The 10,161-nt window shown below is 32.3% G+C and carries 8 protein-coding genes and 1 pseudogene; 8 read left to right on the top strand and 1 reads right to left on the bottom strand.

From position 1 onward, the window contains the following. Window positions 1-216: 216 nt before the first annotated feature. From BBA02S_RS21400 to BBA02S_RS19005, 4 genes and pseudogenes are all read left to right on the top strand, one after another. Window positions 217-360 carry a YfzA family protein gene (locus tag BBA02S_RS21400; RefSeq protein ID WP_231557232.1) on the top strand — a complete coding sequence of 48 codons (144 nt, stop codon included), beginning with the start codon at window positions 217-219 and terminating at the stop codon, window positions 358-360. Between the two features lie 24 nt (window positions 361-384). Next, window positions 385-531 (top strand): annotated as a pseudogene (locus tag BBA02S_RS21675) (IS3 family transposase); the annotation flags it as partial. A 359-nt stretch (window positions 532-890) separates the two neighbouring features. After that, window positions 891-1,325, top strand: a complete 435-nt coding sequence (locus tag BBA02S_RS19000; protein WP_041096427.1) for a MarR family winged helix-turn-helix transcriptional regulator — start codon at window positions 891-893, stop codon at window positions 1,323-1,325. Between the two features lie 18 nt (window positions 1,326-1,343). Next, on the top strand, window positions 1,344-2,192 hold the full coding sequence (locus BBA02S_RS19005; RefSeq protein ID WP_041096425.1) for an MBL fold metallo-hydrolase: 849 nt from the start codon (window positions 1,344-1,346) through the stop codon (window positions 2,190-2,192). A gap of 406 nt (window positions 2,193-2,598) precedes the next feature. Here the strand turns inward: BBA02S_RS19005 and BBA02S_RS19010 are convergent, their stop codons facing one another. Beyond that, complete coding sequence (locus BBA02S_RS19010; protein ID WP_041096423.1) at window positions 2,599-2,994, bottom strand: Ger(x)C family spore germination protein; 396 nt, start codon at window positions 2,992-2,994, stop codon at window positions 2,599-2,601. Window positions 2,995-3,224: 230 nt separating this feature from the next. Between BBA02S_RS19010 and BBA02S_RS19015 the strand changes: the two genes are divergently transcribed. The 4 genes from BBA02S_RS19015 to BBA02S_RS21680 all read left to right on the top strand — a co-directional run bounded on the left by BBA02S_RS19015 (window position 3,225) and on the right by BBA02S_RS21680 (window position 9,728). Continuing rightward, a complete protein-coding gene (locus BBA02S_RS19015) occupies window positions 3,225-5,057 on the top strand; it encodes a dihydroorotate dehydrogenase (protein WP_041114541.1) in 1,833 nt (610 codons plus the stop codon). Window positions 5,058-5,704: 647 nt separating this feature from the next. Next, window positions 5,705-6,796 carry a ribosome small subunit-dependent GTPase A gene (gene rsgA / locus BBA02S_RS19020; protein ID WP_041114542.1) on the top strand — a complete coding sequence of 364 codons (1,092 nt, stop codon included), beginning with the start codon at window positions 5,705-5,707 and terminating at the stop codon, window positions 6,794-6,796. A 235-nt stretch (window positions 6,797-7,031) separates the two neighbouring features. Next, the gene (locus BBA02S_RS19025; protein ID WP_041114543.1) at window positions 7,032-7,577 is read left to right on the top strand and encodes a DUF3841 domain-containing protein; all 546 of its coding nucleotides are present in this window, start codon (window positions 7,032-7,034) and stop codon (window positions 7,575-7,577) included. 966 nt (window positions 7,578-8,543) lie between these two features. Beyond that, entirely contained in the window at window positions 8,544-9,728 is a 1,185-nt protein-coding gene (locus tag BBA02S_RS21680) for an ABC transporter permease (RefSeq protein ID WP_370670969.1), read from the top strand. Window positions 9,729-10,161: the final 433 nt, after the last annotated feature.

Here is a 10,161-nt window from a genome sequence, read left to right on the forward strand (position 1 = left end):
TTTTTTTATGGTTTTCTTCTTAAACTAACAGGGCAGTTGAGTTCAATAATAAAATAAACAATAGAAAAAGATGTAAAATTTTGAACCTTATTCTTTAATTTTCCTTATATCAATATAAAATGGTATCTAATGCAGAGAGGGATATTAGTTGGCTGAAAAGCAAAAAAGTGTTCCATTTTTGAAAAAATATTGGGTTTCTCAAATTGGTGTATTTTATTGTCACAGATAATTTTTATTACATTTGAAACAACAGGATGGTTACCTAATTATAGAGAGATTGATGGAACACTATTTGGGAGAATTACGGAATGGAGCGTCTACACTTATCTGGACAGAAAAATTAAGGTCACGTACACTTGATCTAAAACAGATACGGAATTTGTCCAACAAATAAAGCTCGATCGTTTAGAGCATCTTACACTCGAATTCAGTAACTATGTCAACTGGTTTAACAAGCTGCGAATTCATGGGACGCTAGGCTATTTAAGCCCGATTGAATACAAACGGTCGGCTCTTAAAAAAGTTGTCTGATTTAGTGTTGACAATCCACTTGCTGATTATCACTATAAAGAGGGGATAAAGGGAGATACTTTTATGCTTACTTTTATAGCAGGAGATCATTATACTTTTACAGATTTCCCTTATCTCTCCTTTATTGTCATGGAATATTGACGTAGGTCAATTCCATCAAGTAATGAATCGATATATTTCGGCTTTCTTTAATCACTAAGTTAAAGATGAGGAATCTGATCCATTACTTAGAAAGAGAAAAAAGAAGATAAGATTTACTATTTTAAAAACAATATAAAAAATAATTGACATATACACAATAGTTAAGTAAATTAAACTTAACTATAAAACCTTTAAAATGAATTGGAGATGATAAATCTATGCATGATTATTTAATAATTATAGACAAAATCAATCAAAAGTTTGAGCAATTCAAGTTATTAGTTTTACAAGAAACCGAAATGGTTAAGGAATTAGAAAACTTTCACTTAACTCCTCAACAAGAAATAATAATGTTTTATATCATTCGGAATGAGCCAGTAATTGCGAATGATATTGCAAACCATTTTAATATTTCAAAAAGTGCGGTTAGCCAAGTAATTTCAAAGCTTGAAGAAATGAAAATGATATTTCGTCAAGTGAATTCAATAAATCGTAGAGAGACCCTTATTTACATTGGGGATAAGGGTCAAGAGTTTCATCAGCTTCTTAAAAAAATCGATGAAATGCTTGTGGAAAAATATTACTCAAAAGTAAGTTTAACAGAATTAAAAAATGTTCTTGATACATTAAATAAGATTGTCGGAACTAAATAAACAAAGGGAGTTAAGATAATGGGGAAAAACTTAAAGCAATTAACCAATCGCATATATTATTTACCGAGTGACCCTAAAACAGATCGACCAATCCTATCTGCCATATGTGGAGCTGACCAAACTTTAATTGTAGATGCAGGAAATTCTGATAAGCATGCTAAATTATTTCTTAATGAACTAAATCAATGTCAGATTACTAATTATCATTCTGTAGTATTAACACATTGGCATTGGGATCATAGCTTTGGAACTAATCAGATGAATATGTTAGCCATAGCACATGAAAAAACAAAAATGCAACTTGAAAAAATCATGGAATATGAATGGTCAGATGACGCTTTAGATGACCGTGTAGAAAAAGGCTTAGAGAGCCGGTTTTGTTCAGAAATGATAAAAAAAGAATTTGGGATAGACAGAAATATCACCATCACCTTACCCAATATTACATTCAAAGAACAAATTGACATTGATTTAGGCGGTGTTCGGTGTGTAATCAAACATGTAGGTGGGGATCATTCTGATGACTCTTCACTCATTTTTGTAGAGGAAGAAAAAGTACTTTTCTTAGGGGACTGTTTATATCCAAGTCTTTACACACAACAACCACAATATAAGATTGATAATGTTAGACATCTGTTAGAAAATATTGAAATGTTTGATGCCGAGATTTATGTGCTTTCGCATGAACCTCCATTAGCTAAAGACGATTTTATGGGTTATATAAGTCTATTGAAGTTAATTTGTGATTTAACAGAAAAACATCAAAGAAACCACATGAATTTGGTCAATGAACTATCTACTCAAATAAATCGTAAATTAAGTCAGTTAGAAGAAGAAATTGTTTATTGTTTTATTAACGGATTATAAGTTGATTAATTCAAAGAACCATGAACCCCAAAATATTGCTGATTATAGAAATAAAACTTAGAGACAATATTCATAATCTCAATGTCTGAGAAGTGCAATGCTCAGGCATTTTTTATTATTTAAGTTTTAACTACGAAGCGATATATAGTAAAGGATAGTTTAAATGTTAACTAATATGATTAATCTATCAAGTTTTAATATTCTGGATATGAAAGAAAGTGAACATGATTATAGATTTTTAGTTGAGTCTACTGTTCTATATCCTTCATATTGTCCAAAATACGGAACCGTTGTAGACTTATATAAGCATGGTAAAAAAACAATTATTTTTCCACGTGCCAATGCACGCAAAACGTGTCGGGATATAGGTCAATCGTTCATTTACTGATAGGCTAATTAATTGGATTCAAGAAGCAAGCCTTGAAAAAACATTTACCAGTGTAGCAGAAGAGATTGGCGTTAACGAAAGGACTTTTTTAATGCTGATTTCTTCTCTATTAAGGTCTTTATTTAGCCATTTTAACCCTTTTATTTCCTTATAAGAGAGTGTATTTTTTAAGTTGTTTTTCGTAACAAAGGCTGCACCTGAAAATTGAACAATTTGATCTTTTTTTTTATTTGTTTTCCAAGTGTGCTTAGCCAGTCTAATGTAAGGAATGATTCCTTCATGAGGTGGCTCATTAAGAGCAATTAATATCTCTCTCGTGTTGACTGGATCAATAAATGAGCTTTGCTCATAGGCAGCTTCCGGGTCACTTAGCCGAGAAAAGTAAGTGTAGACGTTCCAAGATCTACCTAGCAAAAAGGTGGCTGCTTATTATTAAGTAATTACATTCAATTCTAAAAGATCAAACGTCATTAAAGATGTGGTGCATTTATTGAACTTCGGAAGCAGTACATTAAATAATAGAGAAGGATATTTTATGCTATGTAATTGTACATGCTAGAATTAAAGAAGGAAAAATAATTGAGAAGCTTAAGAGTGGAGTAGCAAAGAGAGTAGCCCAAATTAAAGTTTAGAAGGTGTTGTTTATGCCAGACTGGTCTTATCATCCATTGAAAAAACTTTTACTGGATAAAATAAACCCTAAAACAAGCAGAGAGTTTCTTCATAAATCTATGAGTACAATAGCATCTACTCCTGGCGGTCGAGGTCTTATTGGGTTTTTAGGGCATATGAAACCCCCAAGAGAATTTGAGAAGGAAATTTATCATACTAGATTTCCTTCTCCTATTGGATTAAGTGGCCATATTGATCCTAATTTGTCAGGTATTAAAGCCTTTCAAGAATTGGGATTTGGATTTGTAGAAATAGGGCCAATTGTATTAAACGAACCTAAAAATCAAATAAAACCAAGAAGGGAAAATAGTCATATTTTGTTTTCTAATCATCAAGAGAAAGTTCCTCTCAAACTAGCAATCAAAAAATTAACAAGCTTGAACATTCGGATTCCCGTATTTGCCAAGATAGATGCACAAGTAAAAAGAAATGAATGGGACATAATTGTACAACATTTAACACCTTTTGTAGATGCTTTTGTCGGAACAAGTGAGCAGATTATCTCATATGTAGAGGAAAGTTTAATATGTTTAGAGCGTTCTTTTTATGTATCTTTTTCTGCTGATGAAATGAACGAAAAAAAATCAGAAATAGGGACATTAATACAGCATACAAGTATTGGAGGTATTGTCATAGAGGCTCCTCGTCGAATTGAGGGCAGCTATTGGCATGAAGTTGCAAATGCAAATGAACGGCTAGCTAAATTGGTAAAACAGGTTAAAGATTTACATCCCGAACTAACGATCATAACTTCTGGTGGAGTGGAGACACCGGAGGAGGCTTGTGCTTTAGTTGGTGTTGGTGCAGATCTGTTAATGCTAACAGATGGGTATGTAAAAGCTGGGCCAGGGTTACCAAAGCGAATTCATGAACGATTATTATATGAAAAAGCCCAACCTATTAAAAATCCAAACTGGTACTGGTCATTTCTATTTGGTCTCTCTATCTTAATTGGAGGAATCATCGCTTTATATATTGCATTCACAAGTATTGTCCTCCCTTATGATGAATCGTTTATCGGACTGTCAAAAGCCGATATTTTTCAAATAAATCCTCTCATCTTATCATTTATGTCACATGACAGAATAGCACTAGCTGGAACAATGATATCTGGAGGAATATTGTATATCCAGCTTGCCCGACACGGCATTAAATATAACATGCATTGGGCAAAGATTGCTTTTCATAGTGCAGCAATCGTAGGATTTCTTGGTATTTTTCTTTTTATCGGCTTCGGCTACTTTGATTGGTTACACGGTTTATTTTGGCTGTTCTTATTGCCGATATATTATTTTAGTTTTAGGGAAGGAAAAAGAGTCACAGGTACCCCGTCCTCCATTCATGGAAAGAATGATAGAGCGTGGCAATATGGTCTTTATGGACAACTCATGTTTATTACACTAGGGTTTTTAATATTAGCAGGTGGTATAGTGATCTCTACAATAGGTGCATCCAAAGTTTTTGTGCCAACGGATCTAAGCTTCTTGTGCATGTCACCTCAAATGTTAGATAGTATTAGTGACAATTTGATTCCCCTTATTGCACATGACCGAGCAGGATTTGGCAGTGCCCTTGTAAGTGTTGGTTTGCTTGTTTTAATGCTTTCCTTATGGGGGTTTAGAAAAGGGGAACAATGGGTTTGGAATACCCTTGCTGTCGGAGCATTACCTGCGTTTATAGCGGGGATTGGAACCCATATATATATTGGATATACAACATTTATACATTTACTTCCCGTTTACTTTTTAGTAATTTTATATGTATTCGGATTAGTATTATCCTATCCTTTCTTAAAAAGGAAATAAGCAACCGTCTCCAAAAATCGATACAGCTTCCACATAGGATAATGATAGATCTGCAAGAAAATCGACTCAGTATGTAATCACATCCGTTTGCTTGAGAGCAAAGATCTTTGAAGTTAGTCTCATTCATTGAACTTTTAGCCTCCGCTATTTCAAAAAGAACATCATGAAAGAATAAGCAACTAAACCGAGTACTTATTTAATGATTGAAGACTTTGCCCTACACCTTGTCATCGGTTTGGATCGATTAAAATTATGGATACAGACGGTACAATGTATGAAAAAGTGAACTGAATTCTTAATTATAAAGTGAGCTTTTTGTGTCCAAATTATTGACTCAAATCCACTCATTAACGAAAACAGATAGTTAAAACAGGAGGGGGATTATTTATGTATATTAAAAATAAGAAATGAAAATCCAAAAGATTATAAAGTAGTTGAAAAAAATTGCTAGAGAAGCATTTTGGAATTTATCTTTCCTCGGATGTCATGAGCATTGTGATATAGTAAAGTTTATAAGTAGTGGAAAGGAGATGTTGCATTTATGTTTAGCAACCAAAGCGTTGAGATTGTAGCAAATGGGGAGGTATGTGCAAAATAAATTTATGCATAAAACCTCCCAAAAGTTATGATCTAAACTTTAGGAGGAAATGAAATTGAAAAATATTAATATGAAAAATTTGGGACTTACTGAAGAATCTATACTGGAGTCTAAACAATATAAAGGTCTTTTTATAGGTCGAATTTCTTCGCAAACTAAAAATCTATATAAGGTAATCACAGAAGATGGTGAGATTGCAGCTGAAATATCAGGGAAATTCCATTATAGTGTAAAAGAACTTTCTGAATATCCTGCTGTTGGAGATTTTGTGATGGTTGACAGAACGGATCATTCACAGGGAAACGGGATTATTCATCATATCCTTACACGGAAAAGCATTTTTGCACGTAAAGTGGCAGGTTCTAAGGAAGATATTCAAATTGTCGCCACAAATATTGATACAATTTTTATATGTATGTCATTGAATAATGATTTTAATCTTCGTAGACTCGAACGTTACCTTTCGATTGCTTGGGACAGTGGCGCCACACCAGTTATTGTACTTACAAAATCAGATTTATGTAAAGAAATAGAGGCAAGACTTAATGAAATATCTTCTATTGCAATAGGTGTAGATGTGCTTGTTACAACAAGTACTTTAACTGAAGGGTATCAGTCCTTAATGAAATATCTTACCAATGGTAAGACCGTTGCGTTTATAGGATCATCTGGAGTTGGAAAATCAACCTTAATCAATTGCCTGCTCGGTCAAACTATATTAGAGACTAATGGGATAAGAAATGATGACAAGGGCAGACATACAACTACAAGACGTGAACTGATTATGTTGCCAAATTTAGGTGTTGTTATAGACACTCCGGGGATGAGGGAACTAGGGATTATTAGTGCGGATTTAACGAAATCCTTTTCTGATATTGATGAACTTGCTTATGATTGTAGATTTAATGACTGTACACATAAAAATGAGCCGAACTGTGCAGTACAACAAGCTATTGTAGATGGTGTTTTATCAGTTGAAAGGCTAGAGAGCTATTGGAAACTAAAAAAAGAAACTAAATATGAAGATTTGAATTCTAAAATGATTGAAAAAGAAAAGATCAGTGACATGTTTAGTGGTACGGGTGGCATGAAAAACGCTAGGAAATTCATCAAAGAACAAAATAGAAAAAAAAGAAGATAAAGTCTAGGAAATGTTGGATATGAAGATTGGGATAACGGCTCAGTATTGAGCTGTTATCCTATTTTATCGTTATGATTTCTTTATTGTTTTATAAATGTTAGTGCGATATAAAAAGAAGCTAGAAAAACCACTAAAGAGCTTGAGAATGAGTCTATGAGTAACCCCAATCAGTTCTTACTCAATATGTTGGCTATGAAAAGTATTGATTAAAAAAGCGCGTTTAAGAAAAAAGAAAATGAAATTAGAAAAAGGAGAGGAGGCAGAGGTTTTTATGGGAACCTATTGGACAATTCAATCTGCTGAAAAATGGGATGAAATACAAAGAAAAAGTTACCTTACTGGCAATCCAAATTTTATTTATCCAGAATTTATTGAAGCTTACCAATGGATAATGAAAAAGATGAAACAAAAAATTCCTAGTTACCAAGGGGAATATCCTGTTTGGCTATGGATTGACAGACCTGACTTAAGAAAAAATGGTCATTTAAACCCTAAAGAACGAGGCGTGTTGCTAAAAATTAATATAGAAGAAACGCGAGTTCTTTTTTCAGATTTTGAAGCTTGGCACTTTGTATTGAATAAATGGTACTTTGACCTTGAAGATTTTGAAAGTGACAAAAGCGACTTCTCACAACAAGAATTAGAAAAAAGTTGGGAAAAGATTTTTGATATAGACTTTTTAAAACAGCATCCAAATTGGGGAGCTAGTACTATTCAAGGGGTTACTAACCGTATAGAGGTAAATGAAATTACTTTAATTAAAGAGTTTATAGCTAGATAGAAATAAGAAAAAATGCTGAAACTGTGGCTTTAAAACAAAGTTAGATAAGTTATAAAAAGTCTGATCGTTTATAATAAAGATTGATAATTTTGTAAAAGGGGTTGATCGAAAATCCTTTGATTGTGAAGGGGTGTTTCTTGTTCCGCAAACAGGACATTTTACGGAATAACTGTACAAAAGAATATAGATGAGAGAGTAGCAATAAATGAAATACAGCATAGATGTTTTGTTGGAAAACAACGAAAAGTTTTCAACCTTTTTAAATACTAAAATAAGGGAATTTAATAACGAACACTCAATTCATCATAAAAATGTAAGAAAAAAGGATCAGTACAACCTATAAATATTATTGTAACTGACGACGAAGGTACGTTTGAATTTCAAGCTCGATCGTTTTATGAATTACACGGATATAAGGTTGTTGGAGAGGTTAAAGACTACCCACCTGGAAGTAGTTATTACACAATGGTAAAATCACTGGAATAAGTACCAGTAGAACAATCAATCTTCACCAATCGGGCGCGCTTGCGAGAGATTAACAATAGAAGCTGATCAAACTTTATTATAAAAATTGCATAGTGATTCACATAGGGTTAACCTGTTTTGGTCAATCTTTTTCAAAACGGGTTTTTATCGTTTAACTTAAAATACGAGTTTTGTTACATATATCTAGCTTGTAAAATATTAACATGTTATCATTTTGATTAAAGGGCGCTTTTTAATTTTGTTCCGCAATCAGGCTACCTTTAATAGAATAACACTTCTAAACAAAATGGTAATTTATGTTGGTGTAGGTTACATGTACTTCAGCTAATGTAAGCAAGTTTGTGGAAGAACTTTAATATATATGAGTGACATTAGGAAATGAATTCAGGGCAAAGCAATTCATACATTGCAGTGAGGATAGATGAAATAGTTGATGTATCCTATGTTTTTAGTAAAATTCATGAAAGTACAGGTATATTTATGGATATAAAAACATTATGGGGTTTAAGGGTTCAGGAATATTATAGAAAAATGTTCAGGTACTATTCAATAATTGGTGCGAATGTTGTTTATTTTTTTCTAATAATTAGCAGTATCTTTATATATTATTTTAATTTATTTCTTCAGTGGATACCTCCTCAAATACCTGTTGAAGTAATCCTATCACTATTTGTAACCTACATTTTAATACAGACAAAAGTTCGTACATTTACTAAAAGGGCAGATATAATGTTTTTGTTGCCATTAGAATGGGGATTAAAGTCGTATTTTATTAAATCACTTATATATAATTTTGTTATTGATGTTATTAAATTGGTAAGCTTCATAACTGTTTTTTTATCCCTATTTTTGCACACAACTAATATAAATCTTACCTTTCTTTTTTTTATAGTGGGGATTACTGCTTATAACATTTTAATGAAGTGGGATGAACAATGGTTAGAGAACCATGTACAATTTATGTTACATAGGTTAAATAGGTTTTTTTCAATATATTTAATGTGCTATTTTTTGTTAAAAAATGAATGGATTTTTTCACTTATTTTAATGAGTGTAAATTTCGTCTATTTCACTTATTTTATAGGAAAAAAAAGAAATCTGAATTGGCAGTGGCTAATAGATGAAGAAGAAAGGGCATTATTACAAAACTTTAAATTTATTAATTTTTTTATGGATGTCCCCAATCTTAAACGTTCTTTTAGGAATAGACGTTTGCTTACTTTGATTCTGAAAAGGTGTATCCCATATAGTCAAAGTAGCGCATTCGTATATTTATACTCATACTTGTTTGTAAGATATAATGACTACTTTTACCTTTATTTGAGACTGACTTTAATTGGCATATTTGTTAATTATGCTATACCAACAAGTGGTTGGATTTTTAATCTCCTAATCTTATTTATAACTGGACTTCAAGTAATTCCTTTACAACATGAAATTAAACAAAGTGCATTACTTTACCCTATTTCTAAATCCCAGATAAATAACTCTTTCCTAGTGTTTGTCTTAGTTATATTATATACACAATTATTTATTCTGTATTTCGCTATGCTTATTCACACTTCTACTGCTAAAATTTACTATCTTTTAATTGGAAGTTTATTTGTTTATGTATTCGTGTATTTCTTTGTATCAAAGAGAGTCAATGTCTCAGGAAGTACTTAAAAGAATAGCGTGGTATTCAACTATCGGGCGCGTTTGTGAATTAAGCAACTGGTCCAATTTCTTAATTTTAATGTTGAGAAATTGGGCTTTTTATATTGATTTATAGTGCAAAATAGCACTTAAAACGAGTGCAAAATAACTCCAAAAGTGACAAGATATTTCCATCCGAATTTTGCTTTTCTCAAAAACCCTCCGTTTAGATAAAATAGCAACAGAATTGATATTTTCTATAAACTGCTTGGCTGCAGAAAAATCATATTTTTTCGACATTTTTTAAACTCTGAAGCTTCATTCGGTTTGATGAAATGGATAAAACAATATGAAAAAAGCAAGTTTCCATTTATCTGATCCTTTATTGAGGGATGAAGTAGGGCCTTCTGACATTTCTAATAGTATTTAAGAACATTGTCACTGAAGGGCATGTGAACCGTTT

Source organism: Bacillus badius NBRC 15713 (genome assembly GCF_001591605.1).
GTDB lineage: Bacteria > Bacillota > Bacilli > Bacillales > Domibacillaceae > Pseudobacillus > Pseudobacillus badius.

Bases quoted from the DNA above. Each gene is read 5' to 3' on its own strand.
- BBA02S_RS19025 (WP_041114543.1), top strand. From the start codon at position 7,032: ATGAAATTAGAAAAAGGAGAGGAGGCAGAGGTTTTTATGGGAACCTAT.
- BBA02S_RS19015 (WP_041114541.1), top strand. From the start codon at position 3,225: ATGCCAGACTGGTCTTATCATCCATTGAAAAAACTTTTACTGGATAAA.
- BBA02S_RS19000 (WP_041096427.1), top strand. From the start codon at position 891: ATGCATGATTATTTAATAATTATAGACAAAATCAATCAAAAGTTTGAG.
- BBA02S_RS21680 (WP_370670969.1), top strand. From the start codon at position 8,544: ATGGATATAAAAACATTATGGGGTTTAAGGGTTCAGGAATATTATAGA.
- rsgA (WP_041114542.1), top strand. From the start codon at position 5,705: ATGAAATTGAAAAATATTAATATGAAAAATTTGGGACTTACTGAAGAA.
- BBA02S_RS19005 (WP_041096425.1), top strand. From the start codon at position 1,344: ATGGGGAAAAACTTAAAGCAATTAACCAATCGCATATATTATTTACCG.